Origin of the sequence: Nonomuraea fastidiosa, assembly GCF_042751225.1 — a bacterium.
GTDB classification, from domain to species: domain Bacteria; phylum Actinomycetota; class Actinomycetes; order Streptosporangiales; family Streptosporangiaceae; genus Nonomuraea; species Nonomuraea fastidiosa.
The window spans coordinates 4976086-5000547 of the sequence record NZ_CP170570.1 but is presented as its reverse complement, the minus strand read 5'-3'; the positions used below and the strand labels follow the sequence as shown (position 1 = coordinate 5000547).

Here is a 24462-nt window from a genome sequence, read left to right as displayed (position 1 = left end):
GGACGCGGCGGCGCGCGTCTCAAGCGGATCACAGCCGGCCCGAGCCGGGAGCTCCGCCGAACCCAAGCGGATCACAGCCGGCCCGAGCCGAGAGCTCCGCCGAACCCAAGCGGATCACAGCCGGCCCGAGCCGAGAGCTCCGCCGAACCCAAGCGGAGTTCAGCGGATGGCGTAGCTGAAGTCCTTGTCGCCGTACGGGCCGATGACGGCCAGTGTGAGCGGCCGGTTGAGCACGTCGGCGGCGATCTCGGCGATCTCGTCCGGGGTGACGGCGTCGATGCGCGCGAGCACCTCGTCGACCGACATCAGCTCGTCGTAGACCAGCTCGTTCTTGCCGATGCGGGACATCCGCGAGCCGGTGTCCTCAAGGCCGAGCACGAGCCCGCCGCGCATCTGTCCCTTGCCGCGGGCGATCTCGTCGGCGGTGAGCCCCTCGGCCACCACTCTGGAGACCTCGTCGCGGCAGATCTTCAGCACGTCGTCGATTTTGGACGGCAGACAGCCCACGTAGATGCCGAACTGGCCGGTATCGGCGTAGGCCGAGGTGTAGCTGTAGGCGGAGTAGGCCAGGCCGCGCTTCTCCCTGATCTCCTGGAAGAGCCGCGACGACATGCCGCCGCCGAGCGCCGCGTTGAGCACGCCGAGCGCGAACCTGCGGTCGTCGGTGCGCGACAGGCCGGTGGTGCCGAGCACCAGGTTGGCCTGCTCGGTGGGCCGGTCGAGCACCGCGATGCCGGAGCGGGTCTCGGCGCCGGGACCGCTGGTGCGCGGCGGCTCGAACTCGGCGGGGCCGGACAGCGCCCCCGCCCGCTCGTACGCCCTGGCGACCAGCTCGACGACCTCTTCGTGCCGGACGTTGCCCGCCACCGACACGACGGTGCGGCGCGGCCGGTAGAAGCGGTGGTAGTACTCGGCGATGCGCTCGCGGCCGAGCGCGTTGATGGACTCGACCGTGCCCAGGATGGGCCGGCCGATCGGCGAGTCGCCGTAGAGGGTGGCGGCGAACTGCTCGTGCACGACGTCGGAGGGGTCGTCGTCGTGCATGGCGATCTCCTCGAGGATCACGCCACGCTCGGACTCGACGTCGTCCTCGGTCACCAGCGAGCTGGTCACGACGTCGGCGAGCACGTCGACCGCGATCGGCAGGTCCTCGTCGAGGACCCGCGCGTAGTAGCAGGTGTACTCCTTGGCGGTGAAGGCGTTGATCTCACCGCCGATCCCCTCGATGGAGGCGGAGATCTCCATGGCGTCGCGCGTGGGGGTGCCCTTGAACAGCAGGTGTTCGAGGAAGTGCGTGGCCCCCATGTGCTCGGGGGCCTCGTCACGCGAGCCGATGCCGACCCACATGCCGACCGCGACGCTCCGCACGGTCGGCATGGTCTCGGTCACCACACGCAGCCCACCCGGGAGGACGGTGCGCCTTACCACCCCGGCTCCGTCCTTGCCGGGGTGCAGCGTGGTCGTGGTCACGAGTTCCGGTCGTCTCCCTCGGAGGAGGAGCTGCTGCGGGTGCGCACGCGGGTGCGGGTGCGGCGCGGCCGCTCCGGCTTGTCCTCGGCGGCCGGGGCGGCGGACGCCTCGTCCGGCTCGGCGGCGCTCTCGGCGGCCTTGGCCTCTCTCTCCGCGGCCTCCTTCTCGATGACCTCGACCGGCACCAGCGAGAGCTTGCCGCGGCCGTCGATCTCGGCGATCTCGACCTGGATCTTCTCGCCGACCGTCATGACGTCCTCGACGTTCTCGATGCGCTTGCCGCCGTGCAGCTTGCGGATCTGCGAGACGTGGAGCAGGCCGTCCTTGCCCGGCATGAGCGAGATGAACGCGCCGAACGCGGCGATCTTGACGACCGTGCCGAGGTAGCGCTCGCCCACCTCGGGCATGTGCGGGTTGGCGATGGCGTTGATCGCCGAACGGGCGGCCTCGGCGGACGGACCGTCGGTGGCACCGATGTAGATGGTGCCGTCGTCCTCGATGGTGATCTCGGCGCCGGTGTCGTCCTGGATCTGGTTGATCATCTTGCCCTTGGGGCCGATGACCTCGCCGATCTTGTCGACCGGGACCTTGATGGTGATGATGCGCGGCGCGGTCGGGTTCATCTCCGCCGGGGAGTCGATCGCCTCCTGCATCACGTCGAGGATCGCCAGGCGGGCGCCCTTGGCCTGCTTGAGCGCGGCGGCCAGCACGTGGGCCGGGATGCCGTCGAGCTTGGTGTCGAGCTGCAGGGCGGTGATGAGGTCCTTGGTGCCGGCGACCTTGAAGTCCATGTCGCCCATGGCGTCTTCCGCGCCCAGGATGTCGGTCAGCGTGACGTAGGTGTCGCCCTCGCCGATCAGGCCCATCGCGATGCCCGCGACCATCTCCTTGAGCGGCACGCCGGCGTCGAGCAGCGACATCGTCGAGGCGCAGACCGAGCCCATCGAGGTGGAGCCGTTGGAGCCGAGCGCCTCCGACACCTGGCGGATCGCGTACGGGAACTCCTCACGCGACGGCAGCACCGGGATCAGCGCCCGCTCGGCCAGCGCGCCGTGACCGATCTCGCGGCGCTTGGGCGAGCCCACCCGGCCGGTCTCACCGGTGGAGTAGGGCGGGAAGTTGTAGTTGTGCATGTAGCGCTTGGTCCGCTCGGGGTTGAGCGTGTCGATGACCTGCTCCATGCGCAGCATGTTGAGCGTGGTGATGCCGAGGATCTGGGTCTCGCCGCGCTCGAACAGCGCCGAGCCGTGCACCCGGGGCACCACGTGGACCTCGGCGGACAGCGCGCGGATGTCCTTGGTGCCGCGGCCGTCGATGCGCACGCCCTCCTTGATGACGCGCTCGCGCATCAGCTTCTTCATCACCGCGCGGAACGCGGCGGAGATCTCCTTCTCGCGGCCCTCGAACTCGGGCAGGAGCTTCTCGGCGGCGAGCGCCTTGACCCGCTCGAGCTCGTTCTCGCGCTCCTGCTTGGCGGCGATGGTCAGCGCGGCGGCCAGCTCGGTCTTGATCGCGGCCTCGACGGCGGCGTAGACGTCGTCCTGGTAGTCGAGGAAGATCGGGTATTCGGCGGTCTCCTTGCCGGCGACCTGCGCGATGCGGGTCTGCGCCTCGCACAGCACCTTGATGAACGGCTTGGCCGCCTCAAGGCCCTGCGCGACCGTCTCCTCGGTCGGGGCGACGGCGCCCTCGGCGACGAGCTTGAGCGTGTCCTTGGTGGACTCGGCCTCGACCATCATGATGGCCACATCGCCGTCGTCGAGCACCCGGCCCGCCACGACCATGTCGAAGGTGGCGCGCTCCAGCTCGTGGTGCGTCGGGAACGCCACCCACTGGCCGTCGATCAGCGCGACCCGCACGCCGCCGATCGGGCCGGAGAAGGGCAGGCCGGCGAGCTGCGTGGACAGCGACGCGGCGTTGATGGCGACCACGTCGTAGAGGTGGTCGGGGTTGAGCGCCATGACGGTGGCGACGACCTGCACCTCGTTGCGCAGGCCCTTGACGAACGACGGGCGCAGCGGCCGGTCGATCAGCCGGCAGGTGAGGATCGCGTCCTCGGAGGGACGGCCCTCGCGGCGGAAGAACGAGCCGGGGATGCGGCCCGCGGCGTACATGCGCTCTTCGACGTCGACCGTCAGCGGGAAGAAGTCGAACTGGTCCTTCGGCGTCTTGGACGCGGTGGTCGCGGACAGGACCATGGTCTCGTTGTCGAGATAGGCGACGGCGGATCCCGCCGCTTGACGCGCGAGCCGACCGGTCTCGAACCGGATCGTGCGCGTGCCGAATGAGCCGTTGTCTATGACGGCTTCAGCAGTGTGGACACCCTCCACGGGGGACCTCCTTGTGGGTCGGTCACCCGCGCCCTTCTCACCGGCACCCTCGTTAGGTGCAGCGCCGGTCTTCGATCGAAGCGCCCGGATAAGTGCGTTCTCACCGGAAGCCACTACCGAGGACCGGCCCGCAGGCGTCGCGGGTCGCATGGTGCTGAGCGGACGCGGGGGCTGTGTGTCTCTGATCTTCAGTTGTACGTCAGGCGCGGGGCGGTTTTCACGCCGCCACGCGCCCTCCTTGGGTCCTACCCCATATGAGAAGGGAGCGGCGCAGGCCGCTCCCTCGTCATGTTATCGGCGCAGACCCAGCCGTTCGATGAGCGAACGGTAGCGCTGGATGTCGACCTTCTGCAGGTACTTCAGCAGGCGACGCCGGCGACCCACCAGAAGCAGCAGACCACGACGGCTGTGGTGGTCGTGCTTGTGCGTCTTGAGGTGCTCGGTGAGCTCGCTGATGCGCTTGCTGAGCAGCGCGACCTGCACCTCGGGCGACCCGGTGTCGCCCTCGCTCGTCGCGTACTCTTCGATGATGCTCTTCTTGGTAGCGGTGTCGAGGGACACGGCTCTCCTTCGGATCTACGGGCACGCGCGAATGAAAGGGAAGCGCGAACGACCGTGCGTGCCTACAGCCGCCGCGTGAAGGCCGTCATGGGCAGCGCACAGCGCCGCCGGTACAGAGCCGACATGCAAGGTTACCACCTTGCGTCGAGTGCACGAGGCGGTCGTGTCCGAGTCGAGATGCGCCCTGCGCGGGCGGCTCGTCAGCTCGTCAGGCGTCGCGTGGCCTCCACATCGGCGTGAATCTGCGCGATGAGCGCGTCGATCGAGTCGAAGCGGGTGTTGCCGCGCAGCCGGTCGGCGAACTCGACCGCCACGTGGGCACCGTACAGCTCCAGATCGTCCCGGTCCAAAGCGTACGCCTCGACCGTGCGCGGCACCCCCTCGAACGTCGGATTCGTCCCGATCGAGATGGCGGCGGGCCAGCGCTCGCCGTCGTAGAGCGCGGGCAGGTTGTTCACCGGCACGCACTGCAGCCAGCCGGCGTAGACGCCGTCGGCGGGGATCGCGGTGTGCGGCGGCGTCTCGACGTTGGCCGTGGGGAAGCCGAGCTGACGGCCGCGCTGGTAGCCGCGTACGACCACGCCTTCCACCCGGTGCGGGCGGCCCAGCCCGGCCGCGGCGCCGGCCACGTCTCCTGCCGCGATCCGCTCGCGGATCGAGGTGGACGAGATGTCGTCGATCCTGGGCACGCTCTCCACCTCGAAGTCGTATTTGTCGCCCAGCGTACGCAGCGTCTCCACGTCGCCCGCGGCCCCGTGGCCGAAGCGGAAGTCGGCCCCCACCACCACGACCGCGGCCCGCAGCCGCTCCGCCAGGATCTTCTGCGCGAACTCGGCCGGAGTCCAGCGCGACAGGTCGTAGGTGAACTCGACGGTCTCGACCGCGTCGGCCCCCAGCCCGGCCAGCAGCTCGGCGCGACGGCGCGCGCTGGTCAGCCGCTGTGGATGCGTGCCCGGCCGCACGACCTCGGCGGGATGCGGCTCGAACGTCACCACCACGCTGCGCAGGCCGCGCTCCCGCGCGATGGCGACGGCCCGCCCGGCCACCTTCTGGTGCCCGAGGTGGACCCCGTCGTACACGCCGACGGTCACCACAGACCTTTCCGAACCCTGCACGCCAGGCCCCATTCGCTCGTCCCCGGATCAACCGTACAAGCGTGCCACGCGCCCCGGCGTTCCCTCCAATCGAGGGGGCTATCATCGGGCATCATGCCTCGTTACGCGCTCCTGATCCTGCCTGCTTTCAACCGGGTCTACGGAGAGAGCTCCATCCGGCTCACCCGCAACGAGCTGGCCGTCTTCAGCGCGCGCGCCCTCGGAGGCGAGGTGACGGCGAGCGAGGAGACGCGCATCGGCGGCGTCCCCTACGTCACGTTCGAGACCGCGCGCCCGCTCACCGACGACGACATCGGGCTGCTGTCCAACCTCTCCTCCGTCTACGCCGTCTTCGGCGTCGAGGACGACCTGCTCAGGCCGCTCACCGTGCGGCCGCGCGACCGGCTCAGCAGCGACCTGCTCACCATCCAGAAGTACGCCGGCAAGACCAACGAGCACTTCACCAAGCTGCTGCTCAACGTCACCGCGCTGGCGGGCGACAAGGGGCTGGGCGACGGGCTCACCGTGTTCGACCCGCTGTGCGGCCGCGGCACCACGCTCAACCAGGCCCTCATGTACGGCTACGACGCGGCCGGCCTCGACGTCGACGGCAAGGACTTCGAGGCCTACACCGGCTTCATCAAGACGTGGCTGCGCAACAAGCGGCTCAAGCACACTGCCGAGGTGGTGCCGGTGCGGCGTGACCGGGCGCTGGTCGGGCGGCGGCTCGACGTCGCGTTCGGGCTGTCGAAGGAGGCGTACAAGCGCGGTGACGTGCAGCGCCTGACCGTGGTGAACGCCGACACGCTCAAGAGCCGCGAGTTCTTCAAGCCGCGCTCGTTCGACGTGGTGGCGACCGACGCCCCGTACGGCGTGCAGCACGGCAGCAAGGGCGGCGGCGGGCTGTCCCGCAGTCCCCTTGAGCTGCTCGGGCGGGCGGTGCCGATCTGGGCCGAGCTGCTGCGGCCGGGCGGCGCGATGGGCATCGCGTGGAACACCTACGGCGGCAAGAGCGACGAGCTCGCCCGCATCCTGACCGGCGCGGGGCTCGAGGTGATGGACTACCCCGACTTCGAGCACTGGGTGGACCAGGCGATCGTCCGCGACATCATCGTCGCCCGCAAGCCCCGCTGACCTGCTCGGGAGGGGCGGGGCTCCGCCCTTTCGAGCGAGCGCAACCGGCTTCGGGCGAGATCCCGCCGGCTTCAGGCGCAACCGGCTTCGGGCACAGTCGGCTTTGGCACGATCCGCTTCGGGCGCAACCGGTTTCGGGCGCGCTCGGCCGGGGGTCAGCCGGCGAAGACGGCGAGCGGCCTGGCGGCGCCGCCCTTCTCCTCCACCAGCGCGAGCAGCTCGCCATCCGGCCCGAACACGCCGATCGGCCCATCGCCGAGCCCGGCGGCCGGCAGCCGCCCGCCATGGGCGACCAGGCGCGCCTCCTCGGCTGTGACGTCGCGGCGCGGGAAGGCCGCGGCGACCGCCTCGCCGATGGGCAGGACCTCGCAGTGCTCGGCGAGCCGGTCGATGGTCTTGGCCATCGACAGGTCGTACGGGCCGACGCGGGTGCGGCGCAGCGCGGTGAGGTGCCCGCCGACGCCGAGCGCGGCGCCGAGGTCGCGGGCCAGCGAGCGGATGTAGGTGCCGCTGGAGCAGACCACGACGGCGTCGACGTCCACGACGTCGCCCTCCGGCCGGATGTCGAGCACGTCGAACGAGCTCACGGTGATGGGCCGGGCCGCGAGCTCGACCTCCTCGCCCGCCCGCGCCTTCTTGTAGGCGCGCTGGCCGTTCACCTTGATGGCGCTGACCTGCGGCGGGACCTGCATGATGGCGCCGGTGAGCGCTTCGACGCCCTTGCCTATCTCGGCCTCGCCGACCCCGGCGGCCGACGCCGTGGCGGTGACCTCGCCCTCGGCGTCGTCGGTGTTGGTGCTCACGCCGAGCCGGATCGTGGCGCGGTATTCCTTCTCGGTCAGCATGAGGTGACCGAGCAGCCTGGTCGCCTTCTCCACACCGAGCACCAGCACGCCGGTCGCCATCGGGTCGAGCGTGCCCGCGTGCCCCACCCTGCGGGTGCCGGCGATGCGCCGCATCTTGGCCACCACGTCGTGGGAGGTCCAATCTGCCGGCTTGTCGACGATGATCAGACCGCTCTCGGCCATTCAGGTAACCTTCCGCAGCTCGCGACGGAACTTCGTCATGGTCTCCTCGACGGTGTCATAGGAGGTGAACCCGGCCGCGTTGTGGTGGCCGCCGCCGCCGAGCGCCGCGCAGACCGCGGCCACGTCCACGGCGCCCTTCGACCGGGTGGACACCTGCCAGTCGCCGTAGTCGTCCTCCTTGAGCACGACGGCGACCTGTGCCTCGTCGGTACGGCGGACGACGTCGATGATGCCTTCGAGCTCGGAGTACGGCAGCCCGTACGCGGCCCGGTCCACCCGGGTCACGTACGTCCACACCATGTCACCCTCCAGCGACACCCGCTCCAGCGCGTTGGCCAGCACCTTGAGATAGCCGAACGGGGAGCGGTCCCACAGCTCGCGGGCGATCTCGTCGGTGCGCAGCCCGGTGGCCACGAGCCTGGCCGCCATCTGGTGCACGGCCGGTGTGGTCGAGGAGTACCGGAACGATCCGGTGTCGGTGACGAGGCCGGCGTACAGGCAGGTGGCGATGTCGCGGTCGAGCCGCCCGCCGAGCCGGTAGACGAGCTGCTCGGCGAGCATGGCGGTGGCCGCGGCGTCGGCGTCGATGAGGTCGAGCGAGCCGAACCCGGAGTTGGAGGGGTGGTGATCGACCACGATCACCTCGCGCGCCGAGGCCGCGTTGGCGCCGAGCAGCCCGATCCGCTCGAACGTCGAGCAGTCGAAGACGATCATCAGGTCGGGCGCGGCGGGGTAGTCGTCCGGCGCGACCAGCATCTCCTGGCCGGGCAGGAAGCGCAGCAGCCGCGGCACCGCGAAGTGCCGGTCGCCGAACGAGGCCACCACCCGCTTGCCCATCGAGCGCAGCACGAACGCGACCGCCAGCATCGAGCCCAGGGCGTCGCCGTCGGGCGTCACGTGGCAGGCCAGCGCGACCTCGTCGGCCTCCCCGATGAGCCGCAGCGCGCGATCCCACGACTCCTCGGGTATGGGACAGCCGTCGGACGGACGCCGCTCGAGGCGAGGCGGGCGCTCGGTCCTGTCGCGAACGTCGGGCGTCACGCCTGGTCGTCCCTGCCGCTCACGCTCTGCGCGTCCGCTTCGAGATCCTCCTCGTCGTCGGGCTTGCGGTAGGGGTCGGCGTCGCCGGCGTAGGAGGCGTTCCGGGCCTGCCGCGCCACCTCGGCGTCGCGCGCGCGGGCGGCGGTGATGAGGTCGTCGAGGTGGCGGGCGCTGTCGGGCAGGGGGTCGTGCTTGAACGTCAGCGTCGGTGCGAACCGCACCCCGGTCTGGCGGCCCACCTCGGAGCGGATGATGCCCTTGGCGCTTTCGAGAGCGGCGGCGCTGTCGGCGCGCTCGGCCTCGGAGCCGAACACCGTGTAGAACACCGTCGCGTCGCGCAGGTCGGCGGTGACGCGCGTGTCGGTCACGGTCACGAAGCCCAGACGCGGATCCTTGATCCGACGCTCCAGCATCTCGGCGACGATCTGCTGGATGCGGTCGGCGAGCTTGCGCGCTCGTGCGGCATCCACCATGTTCGCTCCCCCTCACGCACGACCTGGCGTGCAGTCGTTCAATCTTCGTCGGTGAAGAGCCGCTGCCGGGCCGACAGCAGCTCGATCTCGGGGCGGAAGGCCACCATGCGTTCGCAGGCGTCCAGCAGCTCCTTGCAGTTACCCGCGGAGGCGGAAACCACCGCGACGCCGACCTCCGCTCTGCGGTGCAGGTCGAGATGACCGGTCTCAGCAACCGCGATGCTGGGGTAACGGCGCTGCAGCTCGGCTATGAGCGGACGCACGACGGAGCGCTTCTGCTTCAGCGACCTGACGTCGCCGAGCAGGATGTCCAGGGTCAAGGAACCCACATACATGGTCGGCAACCACCGCTTGGCCTGTGGTCAGCGCACGACCGGCCTGCTGCGGTGGGGACCAGGCCAGGGCGTGCGAGAGGCGCCCGGCGGATGTCCCGCCGGGCGCCCGGCCACGCGTCACACGCGCGGCTTCTCCCGCATCTCGTACGTCTCGATCACGTCGTCGACCCTGATGTCGTTGTAGCCGACACCGATACCGCACTCGAAGCCCTCGCGGACCTCGGTCGCGTCATCCTTGAAGCGGCGCAGCGACGAGACGGTCAGGTTGTCCGCCACGACGACGCCGTCGCGGATGACCCTGGCCTTGCTGTTGCGGATGATCGCGCCGGAGCGGACGATCGCACCCGCGACGTTGCCGATCCGCGGCACCTTGAAGATCTCGCGGACCTCCGCGGTGCCGAGCTGGACCTCTTCGTACTCAGGCTTGAGCATGCCCTTGAGGGCCGCCTCGATCTCCTCGATCGCCTGGTAGATGACCGAGTAGTAGCGGATGTCGACGCCCTCGCGCTCGGCCAGGTCGCGCGCCCGGGGCTCGGGGCGGACGTTGAAGCCGATGATGACCGCGTTGTCGTCGGCCACCGCCAGGTTGACGTCGTACTCGGTGATGGCGCCGACCGCGCGGTGCAGGACGCGCAGCCTGACCTCGTCGCCGACGTCGATCTTGAGCAGGGCGTCTTCCAGGGCCTCGACCGAACCGGACACGTCACCCTTGATGATGAGCTTGAGCTCGTCGACACGACCCTTCTCGAGGTCGCTGAACAGCTCTTCGAGGGTGCGGCGGCGGCTCGACTTCGCCATGTCGGCGCTGCGCTTGCGCGCCGCGCGCTGCTGGGCGATCTGCCGGGCCATGCGGTCGTCGCCGACCACGATGAAGTTGTCGCCGGCGCTCGGCACCGCCGTCAGACCCATCACCAGGACCGGACGCGACGGCGCGGCCTCCTCGACCGGCTCGCCGTTGTCGTCGAGCATCGCGCGGACGCGGCCGAAGGCCTCACCGCACACGATCGAGTCGCCCACGCGCAGCGTGCCGCGCTGGACCAGGACGGTCGCGACGGGACCGCGGCCCTTGTCGAGGTGGGCCTCGATCGCGATGCCCTGAGCGTCCATCTTCGGGTTGGCGCGCAGGTCGAGCTCGGCGTCGGCGGTCAGCAGGATGGCCTCGAGGAGGTCGTCGATGCCCGTGCCGTTCTTCGCCGAGATGTCGACGAAGAGCGTCGAGCCACCGTACTCCTCGGCCACCAGGCCGTACTCGGTGAGCTGGGCCCTGACCTTGTTGGGGTCGGCGCCCTCCTTGTCGATCTTGTTGACCGCCACCACGACCGGGACCTCGGCGGCCTGGGCGTGGTTGAGCGCCTCGATCGTCTGCGGCTTCACACCGTCGTCGGCCGCGACCACCAGCACCGCGATGTCGGTCGACTTCGCGCCTCGGGCACGCATGGCGGTGAACGCCTCGTGACCCGGGGTGTCGATGAAGGTGATCTTGCGGTCTTCGCCCTCGTGGTGCGTCGACACCTGGTAAGCGCCGATGTGCTGGGTGATGCCACCCGCCTCGCGCGCCACCACGTTGGTCTTGCGGATGGCGTCGAGCAGCTTGGTCTTACCGTGGTCGACGTGACCCATGACGGTCACCACCGGCGGACGCGGAGCCAGGTCGGCCTCGTCGCCTTCGTCCTCACCGAACTCGATGTCGAAGGACTCGAGCAGCTCGCGGTCCTCCTCCTCGGGGCTGACGACCTGGACGTTGTAGTCCAGCTCGGCACCGAGAAGCTGGAGCGTCTCCTCGTTGACCGACTGCGTCGCGGTCACCATCTCGCCCAGGTGCAGCATGATCTGCACGAGCGAGGCCGGGTTCGCCCCGATGCGGTCGGCGAAGTCGGACAGCGACGCACCGCGCGGCAGGCGGATCGTCGCGCCGTTGCCGCGAGCGACCTGCACACCGCCGATCGCCGGCGCCGACATGTTGTCGAACTCCTGGCGCCTCTGACGCTTGGACTTACGGCCACGCGCGGGACGGCCGCCGGGACGCCCGAAGGCTCCCGCGGTGCCGCCGCCACGGCCACGACCTCCGCCACCGGGACGACCGCCGAAGCCACCGGGGCCGCCCGCACCCGTGCGCTGACCGGCGCCACCCGGGCGACCGGCGAAACCGCCGCCGCCACCGGGACGACCGCCGCCACCGCCGGGACGACCACCGCCGCCACCGGGACGACCGCCACCGCCGCCGGGACGACCGCCACCCGGAGGGGTGGGCCGGCCCTGCGGCATCATCATCGGGTTGGGACGCGGACCACCGGGACGGGGACCGCCCGCACCGGCGCCGGGACCCGGACGCGGACCGCCGGGCGGCGGACCGGGACGCGGACCGGGCGTCGGCCTGGCCTCGCCGCTGCGGCTCTGCGGCGGACGCGGAATCGCGCCGCCCTGCGCCGGACCGTCACGACGGTCGCGCTGACCGCCGCCGCCACCGCGGTTGTCGCCGGGACGCGGCGGCCGGGGCTGGCCCATGCCGCTGGCGTTGGACGAGAACGGGTTGTTACCGGGACGCGGGCCGCGCGGACCCGGCTTCGGCACCGGGCCGGGACGCGGAGCGCCACCGGCGGGCGCGCCAGGACGCGGCGCCTGCGTGGAACCGCCGCCGGCGGGACCCGGACGGGGCCCAGGGCCGGGCTTGGGCCCGGGACGCGCGGCAGGACCGGGACGCGGGCCCGGCGTCGGACGAGCGGGCGCGCCGCTCTCGAAACGTGCCTGAGGAGCCCCAGAGGTCTCGCCGCGCGCCGCCTCCGGCTGCTGCTGCGGCTGCTGATGGGGCATGGGGACCGGCGGGCGCGGCTGAGCGCCCACGGGGCCCGGCCGCGGACCGGGCTTGGGCCCAGGACGCGGCGGAGCAGGAACAGGCGCCTGCCCGGCGCCGTTACCGGCCTGGCCTTCCGCCGGCCGGGGCGCAGCCTTCGGCGGCTGCGGCTTGTTGGACGGCTGACCGCCGCCACGAGAGGGGCCACCCTTGGATTGCCCCAGCGCTTCGGTGAGCCTGCGGACCACCGGCGCCTCGATGGTCGAGGACGCCGATCGGACGAACTCTCCCATCTCTTGGAGCTTGGCCATGACGACCTTGCTCTCTACGCCGAACTCCTTAGCGAGCTCGTATACCCGGACCTTCGCCACTGCACTCCCTTACTCGGCCCGGGAGGCTGGCTATGCCGTCCGGACCGTCGCTACCTTGACGTCTTCATCGCCGCGTGCTCATCAGGCGCTCATAGCAATCTGACTCCGCCCATCAACTCGGCGTCCTACATGACATTTCGTGGTTCTCCTTCCAGGTGCGCCCGCACGGGCGACACGTCAAGCGGCCCCGGCACGCGAAACGCGCGCGGGAACGCTCGGCGCCGCTCGGCGAGCTCCAGACAACTCAAGGACGGATGCAGCGATGCACCTCGACCAGGGAGCCGTCCTCGCAGGTCAGGGACCACTTGGTCCTCGACCCGCACCAGGCGGAGCAGCTCGGACTTAGCCGTGCGAACCCTGCAGCCCACACAGGTGCGCTGTGGAACCGCTTGGCCACCATATTCCAGCTTACCGTGTTGACGCATCTACGGAACCGGCGGCGTCCTCGGCTGGGGTGTCCGGTCGGATGTCGATTCGCCAGCCCGTGAGACGGGCGGCGAGCCGGGCATTCTGCCCCTCTTTCCCGATGGCCAGCGACAGCTGGTAGTCGGGCACCGTGACACGCGCCACCCGCCCTTCGAGATCGAGAACCTCAACATGCGAAACACGGGCGGGCGACAGGGCATTCCCGACGAACTCGCCCGGATCCTCCGACCAGTCGATGATGTCGATCTTCTCGCCGTGCAGCTCGTTCATCACGTTGCGGACGCGCGAGCCCATGGGGCCGATGCACGCGCCCTTGGCGTTGACGCCCGGCTTGCGCGACCTGACAGCGATCTTCGTACGGTGGCCCGCCTCGCGCGCCACCGCAGCGATCTCGACGGTGCCGTCGGCGATCTCCGGCACCTCAAGCGCGAACAGCTTCTTCACCAGACCCGGGTGGGTGCGCGACAGCGTGACCGAGGGGCCCTTATGTCCCTTCTTCACCTGCACCACGTAGGCGCGGATGCGGTCGCCGTGCCCGTACTCCTCGCCGGGCACCTGCTCCGCGTGCGGCAGCACGGCCTCGATCTTGCCGAGGTCGACCAGCACCACGCGCGGGTCCTTGCCCTGCTGGATCACACCGGAGACCAGCTCGCCCTCGCGGCTGGCGAACTCGCCGAAGTTGATCTCGTCTTCGGCGTCGCGCAGCTGCTGCAGGATGACCTGCTTGGCGGTGGTGGCGGCGATGCGGCTGAAGCCGCTGGGAGTGTCGTCGTACTCCCTGACGACCTCGCCGTTCTCGTCCAGCTCCGCCGCCCAGATGGTGACGTGGCCGCTGGTCCGATCGAGCTCCGCCCGCGCCTTCTGCGCCGCGCCCTCGGTGCGGAAGTACGCGATGAGCAGTGCGTCCTCGATCGCCTTGACGACCAGGTCGAGAGAGATGTCCTTCTCCCGCTCAAGGCTGCGCAGGACGCTCATGTCGATGTCCACGACGGCTCCCCCTTAGCCTTCGTCGCCGTCGACGTCGTCGAACCGGCGGAACTCCACCTGCACCCGTCCGCGGGCCAGGACTTCGTAACCAAACCTCTGCGGCACGCCCGCGACGTCGAGGTCGACGCCGCTCTCGTCGGCGGCCTTTATCCGGCCCTCCACGACGGTGCCGTCCTTCAGCTCCGCCTTCACCAGCCGCTTGGCCGCGCGCCGCCAGTGGCGCGGCTCGGTCAGCGGGCGGTCGACGCCGGGCGAGGACACCTCGAGCGTGTAAGCCGCCTCGCCCATCACGTCGGTCTCGTCGAGCGCCGTGGACACGGCCTGGCTCACCTCGGCCACGTCGTCAAGGCTCACGCCGCCGTCGCGATCGACGATCACGCGCAGCAGCCGCCGCCTGCCCGCCTGGGTGACCGTGATGTCCTCCAGGTCGAGGCCCTCCGCGCTGACCACGGGCTCCAGGAGCTTCATCAGGTGGTCGCGGGGTGATGCGCTGCCCATATCGACCTCCCCTATTGTCAAGTCTCAGCCGGGCGGACCTCGCCACTGGCTCTCCCGCCGTCTGACCGCTCAGCCAGCGACGACAGTTGACACCCTATCCGTATGAGGGCACGGAAAGAGCGCCACTCGTCGCGGTCGAATGGCGGAGCGTCGCCGGACGGCGATCGCGGGCTCTGGCCGTACGATGCTACCGAGGCCGCTAGGCAGGCCCTGCCAGGTAGGTGACAAGTGGAGGTTGGAGTCCGTGCGCCCGCGTCAGCTCTCCCGGCGAACCGTGCTGGCGGGCGGGGCGGCCGCTCTGACCGCCTGCAGCGCGTCGGGCCCGCCGCCGTCCGCCTCGCCCAAGCCCGATTCGCCCGAGATCGTGGTGCTCAAAGCTCTCATCGCGGAGAAGGAACGCACGATCGCGCTCTATTCGGCGCTCATCGCCGACGGGGCGCAGAAGCTGACGCCGTTTCGTGACCGGCACCAGGCGCATCTGAACGAGCTGCGCAAGCACGTACCGGCTTCCTCCCCTTCTTCGCCGCCCGCCGCTGGTTCATCGCCTGCCGCCTCACCGTCGCCGGCCGCTTCTCCGTCTTCCGCCGTGCGCAAGCCGTCGCTGTCGCGGCTGCGCGCGCTCGAACGCAAGGCCGCCGCCGCCCGCGCCCGCCAGCTCGACGCCGTCTCGCCCGGCATCGCCCAGCTCATCGCCAGCATCGGTGCCTGCGAGGCCGCCCACGCCCTCGCCTTGCCGAGGTCCCTGTGAACGCCGGCACGACCGCCTCAGGAGCGGGTTCGCGGGCGGGGGACGACATCGAGAAGCTGGGGAAGGCGCTGGCGGCCGAGCACGCGGCACTGTTCGCGTACGGGCTGCTCGGGGCGCGCACCTCAGGGTCGCTGCGGGCCAAGATGAGCGCCGCGTACGACGCCCACCGGGCACGGCGCGACCAGCTCCGCTCCTACATCACCTCGCGGGGCGGGCGTCCCGTCGAGCCCGAGGCGTCCTACATGCTGCCGTTCTTCCCCTCGAACGCCACGCTGGCCGCCAAGCTGGCGGTGCAGCTGGAGGCGGGGGTGACGGCCGCGTACCTGGAGCTCGCCGCCGCGCGAGACGTCAAGCTGCGCCGCTACGCCGCCCTGGCCATGCAGGAGTCGGTCGCCCGCTCCTACGCCTTCCGCCCCGATCAGCCCGCGGCCTTCCCCGGCATGCCGGCACCCGCCACCCCACCCGCCACTCCGCCCGCCACTCCGTCCGGCAACCCGGCAGGCGGCTGACCCCGCCGACGAGACACCGCTTCCGGCGAACGGCCCGACCTCGATCGTGCGCATCGACGGCGGTCACGGCCCGGGCTGAGGACATCTGCCGCCGCCACACGGCCCTTCGTGGGGTGCCAAGGCACAGCTCGCCGATCGGTTCGCGCTGCCGGGGTGAGCGCAACCGCGCGCGCCGACCGACGGCGCCGCTCCTTCTCGACTCGACATGGTCCGGGTCGCGGGGAGCGCGCCTGGGCGGGAGAGGGGCTTCGCGCGGGCACACGCAGAGCGGGCACGGGAGCGTGGTCGGGCGAGCAGCGGGCGCGGCAGCGCAGGAAGCGGCCATGGGGCACCAGCGGTGGCAGGGCCGGTCGCCCCAGCCGGCGGCGAGGCCGGCCGCCTCAGCCCGCAACAGCTCGACCACCTCGGACGGTGCGGCAGGGCCGATCACTGTAATCCGTGGCGGCGGGCTGAGGCGGGCAGCTGCAGAAGTCACCGCATCAGCCCTGCGGCGCAACGGACCAGCGGCCCTGCCAGGCACCGAGCCTGGCGCCTCACCCGGCGGGCAAGGGCCCGGGTGGGTCAGGCGTTGACGGCGGCCGTGATGCGGTCGGCGGCTTCGGCGAGGGGGATCTCGGACTTCTCGCCGGAGGCGCGGTCGCGGAGCTCCACGACGCCCTGGGAGAGGCCGCGGCCGACGACGACGATGGTCGGGATGCCGAGCAGCTCGGCGTCCTTGAACTTGACGCCGGGCGAGACCTGCGGCCGGTCGTCGACGAGCACGCGCAGCCCGCGGGACTCCAGCTCGGCGCCCAGCTCCAGCGCGGCCTCCACCTGGTTCTCCTTGCCGGTGCCGACGATGTGGACGTCGGCGGGCGCGACCTCGCGCGGCCAGACCAGGCCGAGCTCGTCGTGCTTCTGCTCGGCGATGACGGCGACGGCGCGGGAGACGCCGATGCCGTAGGAGCCCATGGTGATGCGGATGGGCTTGCCGTCGGGGCCGAGAGCGTCGAGGCCGGCGGCGTCGGCGTACTTGCGGCCGAGCTGGAAGATGTGGCCGATCTCGATGCCGCGGTCGATGGACAGCTCGGCGCCGCAGCGCGGGCAGGCGTCGCCGGCGCGGACCTCGGCGGCCTCGATGGTGCCGTCGGGTACGAAGTCGCGCCCGGCGACGACGCCCGAGGCGTGCTTGCCGGGCTCGTTGGCGCCGGTGACCCAGGAGGTGCCGGTGACGACGCGGGGGTCGACGAGGTAGCGGATGCCGAGCTCGCGCAGGATCTGCGGGCCGATGTAGCCGCGGACGAGCCCGGGGTGCTTGGCGAAGTCTTCGGCCTCGAAGATGGCGGGCTCGCCGGGCGCGAGCGCGGCCTCCAGGCGCTTGAAGTCGACCTCGCGGTCGCCGGGCACGCCGATGACCAGCGTCTCGACCTTGTCGGAGCCGGGCGTGGTGACCTTGACGACGACGTTCTTGAGCGTGTCGGCGGCGGTGATGTTCAGGCCGTGGTGCTCGTTGACGTAGGACACCAGCGACTCGATGGTCGGCGTGTCGGGGGTGTCCATGACCGTGAGCGGCGGCGCGTCGTCGAGGGAGCGCGCGGGGGGCGCGGGAGTGACGACGGCTTCGGCGTTGGCGGCGTAACCGCAGGAGCGGCAGGAGACGAACGTGTCCTCGCCGGTGGGCGTGGGCGCCAGGAACTCCTCAGAGGCCGAGCCGCCCATGGCGCCGGACTGCGCGAAGACGATCTTGTAGTTGATGCCGAGGCGGTCGAAGGTCCTGATGTAGGTCTCGCGATGCTGCTCGTAGGAGCGCTTGAGACCGTCGTCGTCGAGGTCGAAGGAGTAGGAGTCCTTCATGAGGAACTCGCGGCCGCGCAGGATGCCCGCCCTGGGCCGCGCCTCGTCGCGATATTTGGTCTGAATCTGGTAAAGCGTGACCGGGTAGTCCTTATAAGAGGAGTATTCGCTCTTCACCATGTCGGTGAAGAGCTCCTCGTGCGTGGGACCGAGGAGATAGTCGGCGCCTTTACGATCTTTCAGGCGGAAGAGCGTGTCGCCGTATTCGGTCCAGCGACCGGTCGCCTCGTAGTATTCGCGGGGCAGCAGGGCGGGGAAGAGCACTTCCTGGCCGCCCATGCGGTTCATCTCCTCGCGGACGATCCTGGTGACGTTTTCCAGCACCATCTTTCCGAGCGGGAGCCAGGAGTAGATGCCAGGGGCCACGCGGCGGACGTATCCGGCGCGGACCAAGAGCTTGTGGCTCGGCACTTCCGCGTCTGCCGGGTCGTCCCGCAGGGTGCGAAGAAACAACGACGACATGCGCAGCAACACGGCTACTCCTTGTTCGATGCTGGATCCGGAGGAGTACAGGCTATCGAGTCGGAGGAGCGGTGTGCTCGCGCTTATTCCACAGCCCAGCCTCCGCGAGTTCGCCGGCCCAGGCTCCTGCGTCCCGCTTCGGTGGCCCAGGTCCGTCCGCAGGTCGCCGTACGGCCCCCACGACCTCAGCCGGCCAGCGGGAACCAGTCGGTCATGGCGGTGGTCATGCCGGCCGTGACCAGGCCGGCGAGGGTGGCCGACAGCGCCAGCGCGCGCACGCGTCCCCGTACGTTCCTGCGCAGCACGAGCACCGCGGCCACGGTGAGCACCCCGATCACCATGGCGGGGCCGGGCCAGAACGACTGCTCGCTGCCGACGACCCCCGGAACGGCCCTGGCCACCACGTCGGCGATCAGCGCGGCGCCGACGGCGCCGGCCGCGACGTCGCCCCAGACGTCGTCCCTGCGGGTGGCGTAGGCGAGCAGGCCGAGGCAGACGAGCAGCGCGAGCGTCCAGTCGAGCCCGGTGACGGGAGCGCCGGTGAGGCTCATGACGTCGCCGCCGCGCAGCGCGCTCGCGCCGATCCCGGCGACCAATGTGGACAGCGAGGCGAGGACGGTGGTCAGCAGCGCCCAGCCGAAGCCCGATGCGGTCGCGCCGACGGCGAGCGAGAGGGCGAGATAGGCGTAGGGATCGTAGATCTGGCCGGCCCAGCCGGGGCCGGAAAGGAGCATGCCGATCACGCCCACGGCGAGGCCCCCGAAGACGGCCGCCAGCAAATGATGTTCGATGGCGCGCTGGCGCCGGTCGTACTCGGCGAAGTCGGCGTACTCGATCGTGCTGTTGTCCATGTCCATTCCCAGGTCAACCCCTCCCCCCAATGACTGTGGGGATGACCACCTTCAGATTATGCGGACCTCCAGAAAAGGCAAATTTCGGTCATACTGGTACCAAAACCAGCAAGCGCTTGGTTACTATAATCGACTGACACTCGCCGATGACCTTCGCGCCGCCGTACGTGATCACTTATCTCGCCGCCCCGGCGCTTCCTGGCGGGAATGCGCGCGCGATCTGGGGACGCGGAACTGCTTGTCCCCGAGGAGTACGGCGGCGCCGGCGGCGCCGGCCGGGGGCGAGACCACGGCGACCGTGGTGCTGCCCGGCGACGGAGAGCTGCGGCTGGACGGCGGCCTGCCGACCGGGACGGTTCCGTACGCACCGGCCGGCGACGGCGCACAGTGGACGCGTGTCCGCGCACGTCTTCGGGGGCTAACCGCCCAGCAGCTCCTCCCAGGGGTGCCGGGTGTTGGTGCGGCGGGTGGTGTCGAGGGCTTCGGCCAGCCGCCAGAAGTCGGGACGGGCGCGCACCCTGGCGCGGCCCATGGGGTCGATGGCACGCAGCTCGAACCGCACGCCCATCACGTCGAGCACCGCCGAACTCGCGTGGCCGGGACCCGCCTGGGTGACGAGGGGGCCGTCGTGTCCCGGGTCGCGGACCTGCTCGGCGAGGAGCGCGGCCACCTCGGAGGCGTACGGGCCGTCGCGCCACTCGATGTGCCAGCTGTGGTCGGCCCCGCGCCACCAGGTGAGGTCGCGGCAGGATTCGATGAAGTCGGCCTCGGTCGCGAGGGCGGCCATCACCCGGCCGAACGCTTCGTATCTGCGGGCACTGGTGAGCGAGAGTTCGTCGCCTGGGGTGGGGGTCCTGACCGCCTTGGGCCGCCGCGGCGCGTGCTTTCGCTTCACGAGCATCCACTCTGATCGTCGCCGCGCCCTTCCCGCAAGTCCCTGCCACTGAAACGCGCTCCCAAGCGAGCGCTTGGTTATACCCACTCCTCGGCCCCGATCCGGTCCTGGCGGCCATCTCGCAGCGCACCGAGCGCATTCAGGCTCGGGCTCGGGGTGCTGCTGCCGTTCCAGTCCCCCATCCGCACGGCCGAGCGGGCCGCCATTCCAGCGAGTTCTTCGAGATCCCCGGCGTCTCCGTCTATCCGCGCCCTACCGCGCCTGCCTGGCCGAGCACGGCTTCGATCCCGTTTCGCGGCGCGTCGCCCTGATGATCCCCTGGTACGTCGCCCCCACCCGCGACCAGGCCATCGCCACCGCCGCCGACGTCGGCGTGCTGGACGAGGCGGGCGACCTCGCCATCGTGGACCGCAAGAAGGAGCTCTACATCGTCAACGGCTTCAACGTCTCACCGGCCGAGGTGGAGTCGCCGCTGCCGCGTGAGGGCTCGCCGGCGCAGGCGGCGGTGATCGGCGTGCCCGACCCGGTGCAGGGGCTCGCCTTACGCCGCGATCAGCAGTGCGGAGAGTAGCCTGGGGGCGGACCCTGCGCCTGATCCAGGGTTCAGCCGTGCCGGCAAACGGGGATACATCGTCACAAGGTGTCCCGGGCGCACGCACACCGGCATAGGGAGGCAGCGTGACGTTGCACGTGGCGGTCATCGGGTCGGGCCCCGCCGGGATCTACACCGCCGAGGCGCTGGTCAAGCAGTCGGCCGAACCTGTCGCGGTCGATGTGCTGGAGCGGCTGCCCACCCCGTACGGGCTGGTCAGGTACGGCGTCGCCCCCGATCACACCTCGATCAAGTCGATCGCCGGCTACCTGCGCAGGGTGCTGGAGCTGCCCCAGGTGCGCTTCTTCGGCGGCGTCACGCTCGGCACGCACGTGTCGGTCGAGGACCTGCTTGGCGTCTACGACGCGGTCGTCTACTGCACGGGCGCGATGGTCGACAGGAAGCTCGGCATCCCCGGGGAGAACCTGCCGGGCAGCGTCGCCGCCACCGACTTCGTCAACTGGTACTGCGGCCACCCCGACGTCGATCCCTCCCGCTTCACGCTCGACACCTCCGAGGTGGCGGTCATCGGGGTCGGCAACGTGGCGGTGGACGTCGTACGCGTGCTGGCCAAGACCGCCGAGGAGCTGCGTGCCACCGACGTGCCCCATGAAGTGCTCGAACGGCTCGGCCAGAGCCAGGTCAAGGCCATCCACATGATCGGGCGGCGCGGGCCCGAGCACGCCAAGTTCACGCTGAAGGAGCTGCGGGAGCTGGGCGAGCTGGCCAACGCCGACGTGTGCGTGCGGCCGGAGGAGGCCGCCGTGCTCGGCACCGACTTCCCGCGCCAGGTGCAGGGCAACATCAAGGTGCTGCAGCAGTGGGCCACGCGCGAGCCCGTGGGCCGTCCGCGCCGCCTCGACGTGCGGTTCTGGCTGCGTCCCGTGGAGATCCTCGGCACCTCGCGGGTCGAGGGGCTGCGGCTGGAGCGCACCCGGCTGTCGGACGACGGGCGCGTGGCCGGCACCGGCGAGTACGAGACGCTGCCGGTCGGGATGGTGCTGCGCTCGGTCGGCTACCAGAGCGTGCCGCTGCCGGGCGTGCCGTTCTCCGAGAAGACCATGACGGTGCCGAACGCGGCGGGGCGCGTGCGCGACCGCGAGTACGTGGCCGGGTGGCTCAAACGCGGGCCCACCGGGGTGATCGGCACGAACAAGTCGGACGCCGCTGAGACGGTCCGTACGCTCCTCGCCGACCTCGACGGCAGGCAGCGGGTCGGGTCGGACGGCATCGAGGCGCTGCTGGCCTCTCGGGGCGTTCAGCCGGTCACGTACGAGGAGTGGCTGGCGATCGAGGCGGCCGAGATGGAGCTGGCGCGCTCGCTCGGCCGGGGAGAGAGAGTGAAGCTCGTGGGCTTGGAGGCCATGCTCCGTGCGTGCCGTCCCTGAGGGGTTCGAGGAGGCGTACCGGGCGCAGCAGGCCCGCTACCCCTCCGCCGAGCCCGGCTGGCAACCCGTGCACACCGTCTACGTGCCCGCCGACCGGTTCTCCGCGGGGACCGTCGCGGCCTGGGGTGACGAGGCGTCATCCCTGGCCAAGGCGCACTTGTCCGGGCCGCGCGAGGTGGCCGAGGTGTTCGGCCTGCCGGACGCGCTGGCGGCCGCCGTGCACGAGAAGGTGCTGCGCAAGCTCGCCGCCGAGCCCGTCGAGGACCTGCGGATCGACTTCGAGGACGGCTACGGCGTGCGCGGCGACGAGGTCGAGGACGAGCACGCCGCGCGGGCGGCCGAGTCGGTCGCCGCGCTGCACGCCTCCGGGTCGCTGCCGCGGCGGTGGGGGCTGCGGGTCAAGTCGTTCGCGGACGGCGATCCCGCGCGGTCGGTGGGGACGCTGCGGCGGTTCCTGTCGGGGGTGGTCGCCGGGGCCGGGGAGCTGCCCGCCGGGTTCGTCGTGACGTTCCCCAAGGTGCTGATGGAGGCGTACCTTGGGCAGTTCGCCGGGGTGCTGGCCGAGCTGGAGGGCGAGTTCGGGGCGCCGTTGCGGTTCGAGATGCAGGTGGAGGCGCCGCAGACGCTGCCGTTCCTGCGCGGCGACCTCAACGCGTCGCTGGGCGGCCGGCTGTCGGCGGCCCACTTCGGGGTCTTCGACTACACCGCCGCGATCGGGCTGCCGCCGCACGAGCAGCGGCTCGACCATCCGGCCTGCGATCACGCCCGCCACGTGATGCAGACGGCCTTCGCGGGCACTGGGGTGGAGCTGTCGGACGGGTCGCTGGCCGCCGCGCCGGCCTCGGACCGGGCGGACGATGTGCACGCGCTGTGGCGGCGGCACGCCGAGCTGGTCCGCCACTCGCTGCGGCACGGGTTCTACCAGGGATGGGACATGCATCCGTCCCACCTGGTGAGCCGCTTCGCCACCGTCTACGCCTTCCACCTGGAGCGCTACGACTCCTACCGGGAGCGGGTGCGGGCCTGGGAGGAGCGGCGGGCCGCCGGCGGCGGGGTGATGGACGAGCCGGCCACCATCCGCACGCTGGCCGCCGCACTGCGCCGGGCCGACCAGGCGCTCCCCTGAGCGCCGGTCGCACGGGCCGTCAGTCGCGCTCGATCAGCGACCGCCACTGACGTACCAGGCGCCATTCCACGGGGTCCGACCAGCTCGCCCGTACGGCGGAGCCGACGTGGAAGGCGCGCACGCCGTAGTCGAGCAGCTCTCCCACGTGGGCCGGTCGCAGGCCGCCGCCCGCCAGCACGATCGAGGCGTCGCCGGCGTCGGCGCGCGCCTTGAGCACATGCAGCCCGTCGCGCACCCCGGTCGGCGCGCCCGAGGTCAGCACGGTGGCGAGGTTCGGCAGCAGGCGCACCGCCCGCCACGCGGCGTGCACGTCGGCCGCGTGATCGACGGCCCGGTGAAAGGTCCAGGGCAGCGGGGAGACGGCGTGGATGAGGGCCTCCGTCGCCGCCAGGTCGACAGCGCCGGTGTCGTCGAGGAAGCCGAACACGAACCCGGCCGCGCCGGCCTCGGCGAGCGCCTTGGCCTCACGGGCGAGCCGGTCGAGGGTGTCGGAGTCCGCGGCGAAGTTCGCCTCGGTGCGCAGCATCACCATCTGCGGCAGGGGGCATTCGGCGGCGATCGCGGCGACCGTCTCCGGGGAGGGGGTCAGCCCGTCGGCCGCCATGTCGGCCACGACCTCCAGGCGGTCGGCGCCGCCCTGTTCAGCGGCCACGGCATCGCGCACGTTGAGCGCGATCACCTCGAGCAGGGATCCGGTCATGCAGGAGAGGTTATAGGGCTATCTGTCCTTTTGTGCCGTTATCTCTCCTCCACAGCCCCGGCATGCTCCTGTGAGTTCGGGCACTGATCTCAGGCGCTGGGGCCGGGCCGGCGCGAGGCCCGGGCGCCGACCCCGGCGGGGCCGGCCGGGGTCGGGGGCGAGGTCAGGCGCTGATGAGCTCGGCCATCGTCAGGTCGCGGAAGACCGTGATCGGCAGGTCCTCCGTACGGCGCTGGAAGAGCGCGCCCGACGACCTGTGCGGCAGGTCCACCGTACGGACGTGGTGGAAACCGCGGCCGCGGTAGTAGTCCTGCAGCCGGAGGTTGGTCTTGGCGCAGTCGAGCCGCAGCCAGGGCAGGCCCGAGGCGTACGCCACCGAGGACGCCCAGTCCAGCAGGGCGTCACCGAGGCCCGAGCCGGACCAGGAGCGCGCCACGGCCAGCTTGTGGACGTAGAGCGCGGCACCCGGATCGTCGGCAGATGTCCAGAATTCGGGGTCGGCGTTGTCGTCAAGGGCTATCGTGGCCACCGGAGGGGCCGATTCGTCGGGATCGAGATACCTCAGTTCGTCATCGAGCAGGAAGAGCGTGCGTTCGGCTATGAGCGGCTCGATCCGCTCGGGTCCGAATCCTCCCCGCGGCCACTGCCGCACTCCCCGCATATAGAGCCACTCGGCGGTGTCGGCGAGCAGCGTGAGTACGCGGGGAAGGTCCGCGGGTTCGGCCCTGCGCAGGCAGAGCGGATGCAGAAGGGTGTTGATGTGCATAGTACGAATCCTTCGATGCCGTGGGTGTCCGCAGCGGTACATAGCGTGATGAC

General features: G+C 70.9%; 23 protein-coding genes. 6 read left to right on the top strand and 17 right to left on the bottom strand.

What is annotated here, in order from left to right; all coding sequences use genetic code 11:
• Positions 1-159 precede the first annotated feature (159 nt).
• From ACFMQL_RS23335 to ACFMQL_RS23320, 4 genes are all read right to left on the bottom strand, one after another.
• Positions 160-1470: a pitrilysin family protein gene (locus tag ACFMQL_RS23335; protein WP_364069741.1), complete on the bottom strand. Its 1311-nt coding sequence runs from the start codon at positions 1468-1470 to the stop codon at positions 160-162.
• Positions 1467-3800, bottom strand: a complete 2334-nt coding sequence (locus tag ACFMQL_RS23330; protein ID WP_364069743.1) for a polyribonucleotide nucleotidyltransferase — start codon at positions 3798-3800, stop codon at positions 1467-1469. Before ACFMQL_RS23330 ends, ACFMQL_RS23335 begins: the two co-directional genes overlap by 4 nt.
• A 291-nt stretch (positions 3801-4091) precedes the next feature.
• Positions 4092-4361: a 30S ribosomal protein S15 gene (rpsO, locus tag ACFMQL_RS23325; RefSeq protein ID WP_378787013.1), complete on the bottom strand. Its 270-nt coding sequence runs from the start codon at positions 4359-4361 to the stop codon at positions 4092-4094.
• A 200-nt stretch (positions 4362-4561) separates the two neighbouring features.
• Positions 4562-5488, bottom strand: a complete 927-nt coding sequence (locus ACFMQL_RS23320) for a bifunctional riboflavin kinase/FAD synthetase (protein WP_364069747.1) — start codon at positions 5486-5488, stop codon at positions 4562-4564.
• Between the two features lie 81 nt (positions 5489-5569).
• Here ACFMQL_RS23320 and ACFMQL_RS23315 point away from each other — a divergent pair, with 81 nt between their 5' ends.
• A complete protein-coding gene (locus ACFMQL_RS23315) occupies positions 5570-6589 on the top strand; it encodes a TRM11 family SAM-dependent methyltransferase (RefSeq protein WP_378787011.1) in 1020 nt (339 codons plus the stop codon).
• Between the two features lie 155 nt (positions 6590-6744).
• Here the strand turns inward: ACFMQL_RS23315 and truB are convergent, their stop codons facing one another.
• The 8 genes from truB to rimP form a co-directional block, all read right to left on the bottom strand.
• Positions 6745-7617, bottom strand: a complete 873-nt coding sequence (truB, locus tag ACFMQL_RS23310; RefSeq protein WP_364069751.1) for a tRNA pseudouridine(55) synthase TruB — start codon at positions 7615-7617, stop codon at positions 6745-6747.
• Positions 7618-8658 (bottom strand): DHH family phosphoesterase, encoded by a 1041-nt coding sequence (locus ACFMQL_RS23305; protein ID WP_364069753.1) that lies wholly within the window; start codon positions 8656-8658, stop codon positions 7618-7620.
• Positions 8655-9131, bottom strand: coding sequence for a 30S ribosome-binding factor RbfA (gene rbfA, locus ACFMQL_RS23300; RefSeq protein WP_364069755.1), 477 nt, complete (start codon positions 9129-9131; stop codon positions 8655-8657). The genes ACFMQL_RS23305 and rbfA overlap by 4 nt, the downstream gene beginning before the upstream one ends.
• 38 nt (positions 9132-9169) lie before the next feature.
• Positions 9170-9466 (bottom strand): DUF503 domain-containing protein, encoded by a 297-nt coding sequence (locus tag ACFMQL_RS23295; RefSeq protein ID WP_364069757.1) that lies wholly within the window; start codon positions 9464-9466, stop codon positions 9170-9172.
• 117 nt (positions 9467-9583) lie between these two features.
• Positions 9584-12628, bottom strand: a complete 3045-nt coding sequence (gene infB / locus ACFMQL_RS23290; protein ID WP_364069759.1) for a translation initiation factor IF-2 — start codon at positions 12626-12628, stop codon at positions 9584-9586.
• Positions 12629-12753: 125 nt separating this feature from the next.
• Positions 12754-13053, bottom strand: coding sequence for a YlxR family protein (locus tag ACFMQL_RS23285; RefSeq protein WP_364069761.1), 300 nt, complete (start codon positions 13051-13053; stop codon positions 12754-12756).
• A complete protein-coding gene (gene nusA, locus ACFMQL_RS23280) occupies positions 13037-14029 on the bottom strand; it encodes a transcription termination factor NusA (RefSeq protein ID WP_364069928.1) in 993 nt (330 codons plus the stop codon). Before nusA ends, ACFMQL_RS23285 begins: the two co-directional genes overlap by 17 nt.
• Positions 14030-14053: 24 nt before the next feature.
• Positions 14054-14539, bottom strand: a complete 486-nt coding sequence (gene rimP, locus ACFMQL_RS23275) for a ribosome maturation factor RimP (protein ID WP_378787008.1) — start codon at positions 14537-14539, stop codon at positions 14054-14056.
• A 244-nt stretch (positions 14540-14783) separates the two neighbouring features.
• Between rimP and ACFMQL_RS23270 the strand changes: the two genes are divergently transcribed.
• The gene (locus ACFMQL_RS23270; protein WP_364069765.1) at positions 14784-15287 is read left to right on the top strand and encodes a hypothetical protein; all 504 of its coding nucleotides are present in this window, start codon (positions 14784-14786) and stop codon (positions 15285-15287) included.
• On the top strand, positions 15284-15796 hold the full coding sequence (locus tag ACFMQL_RS23265; protein ID WP_364069767.1) for a ferritin-like domain-containing protein: 513 nt from the start codon (positions 15284-15286) through the stop codon (positions 15794-15796). Before ACFMQL_RS23270 ends, ACFMQL_RS23265 begins: the two co-directional genes overlap by 4 nt.
• 561 nt (positions 15797-16357) lie before the next feature.
• On the opposite strand, the gene ACFMQL_RS23260 is transcribed toward ACFMQL_RS23265, so the two are convergent.
• The 3 genes from ACFMQL_RS23260 to ACFMQL_RS23250 form a co-directional block, all read right to left on the bottom strand.
• Positions 16358-18103, bottom strand: a complete 1746-nt coding sequence (locus ACFMQL_RS23260) for a proline--tRNA ligase (RefSeq protein ID WP_378787007.1) — start codon at positions 18101-18103, stop codon at positions 16358-16360.
• A 173-nt stretch (positions 18104-18276) separates the two neighbouring features.
• Positions 18277-18942: a hypothetical protein gene (locus ACFMQL_RS23255; protein ID WP_364069771.1), complete on the bottom strand. Its 666-nt coding sequence runs from the start codon at positions 18940-18942 to the stop codon at positions 18277-18279.
• Between the two features lie 418 nt (positions 18943-19360).
• Entirely contained in the window at positions 19361-19843 is a 483-nt protein-coding gene (locus ACFMQL_RS23250) for a hypothetical protein (protein WP_364069773.1), read from the bottom strand.
• 304 nt (positions 19844-20147) lie between these two features.
• On the opposite strand from ACFMQL_RS23250, the gene ACFMQL_RS23245 reads away from it, so the two are divergent.
• The 3 genes from ACFMQL_RS23245 to ACFMQL_RS23235 all read left to right on the top strand — a co-directional run bounded on the left by ACFMQL_RS23245 (position 20148) and on the right by ACFMQL_RS23235 (position 22943).
• A complete protein-coding gene (locus ACFMQL_RS23245; RefSeq protein WP_378787005.1) occupies positions 20148-20408 on the top strand; it encodes a hypothetical protein in 261 nt (86 codons plus the stop codon).
• A 107-nt stretch (positions 20409-20515) separates the two neighbouring features.
• Complete coding sequence (locus tag ACFMQL_RS23240; RefSeq protein WP_364069775.1) at positions 20516-21817, top strand: FAD-dependent oxidoreductase; 1302 nt, start codon at positions 20516-20518, stop codon at positions 21815-21817.
• Entirely contained in the window at positions 21801-22943 is a 1143-nt protein-coding gene (locus tag ACFMQL_RS23235; RefSeq protein WP_364069777.1) for a DUF6986 family protein, read from the top strand. Before ACFMQL_RS23240 ends, ACFMQL_RS23235 begins: the two co-directional genes overlap by 17 nt.
• Before the next feature lie 19 nt (positions 22944-22962).
• Here the strand turns inward: ACFMQL_RS23235 and ACFMQL_RS23230 are convergent, their stop codons facing one another.
• Complete coding sequence (locus ACFMQL_RS23230; RefSeq protein ID WP_364069779.1) at positions 22963-23643, bottom strand: copper homeostasis protein CutC; 681 nt, start codon at positions 23641-23643, stop codon at positions 22963-22965.
• 163 nt (positions 23644-23806) lie between these two features.
• Positions 23807-24409 (bottom strand): GNAT family N-acetyltransferase, encoded by a 603-nt coding sequence (locus tag ACFMQL_RS23225; protein WP_378787003.1) that lies wholly within the window; start codon positions 24407-24409, stop codon positions 23807-23809.
• Positions 24410-24462: the final 53 nt, after the last annotated feature.

Coding starts and splice junctions, on each gene's coding strand:
- ACFMQL_RS23245 (WP_378787005.1), top strand. CDS start 20,148: ATGATCCCCTGGTACGTCGCCCCCACCCGCGACCAGGCCATCGCCACC.
- ACFMQL_RS23255 (WP_364069771.1), bottom strand. CDS start 18,942: ATGGACAACAGCACGATCGAGTACGCCGACTTCGCCGAGTACGACCGG.
- rimP (WP_378787008.1), bottom strand. CDS start 14,539: ATGGGCAGCGCATCACCCCGCGACCACCTGATGAAGCTCCTGGAGCCC.
- ACFMQL_RS23285 (WP_364069761.1), bottom strand. CDS start 13,053: ATGCGTCAACACGGTAAGCTGGAATATGGTGGCCAAGCGGTTCCACAG.
- rbfA (WP_364069755.1), bottom strand. CDS start 9,131: ATGGTGGATGCCGCACGAGCGCGCAAGCTCGCCGACCGCATCCAGCAG.
- ACFMQL_RS23295 (WP_364069757.1), bottom strand. CDS start 9,466: ATGTATGTGGGTTCCTTGACCCTGGACATCCTGCTCGGCGACGTCAGG.
- ACFMQL_RS23225 (WP_378787003.1), bottom strand. CDS start 24,409: ATGCACATCAACACCCTTCTGCATCCGCTCTGCCTGCGCAGGGCCGAA.
- nusA (WP_364069928.1), bottom strand. CDS start 14,029: ATGAGCGTCCTGCGCAGCCTTGAGCGGGAGAAGGACATCTCTCTCGAC.
- ACFMQL_RS23320 (WP_364069747.1), bottom strand. CDS start 5,488: ATGGGGCCTGGCGTGCAGGGTTCGGAAAGGTCTGTGGTGACCGTCGGC.
- truB (WP_364069751.1), bottom strand. CDS start 7,617: ATGGCCGAGAGCGGTCTGATCATCGTCGACAAGCCGGCAGATTGGACC.
- ACFMQL_RS23230 (WP_364069779.1), bottom strand. CDS start 23,643: ATGACCGGATCCCTGCTCGAGGTGATCGCGCTCAACGTGCGCGATGCC.
- ACFMQL_RS23315 (WP_378787011.1), top strand. CDS start 5,570: ATGCCTCGTTACGCGCTCCTGATCCTGCCTGCTTTCAACCGGGTCTAC.
- ACFMQL_RS23250 (WP_364069773.1), bottom strand. CDS start 19,843: ATGCTCGTGAAGCGAAAGCACGCGCCGCGGCGGCCCAAGGCGGTCAGG.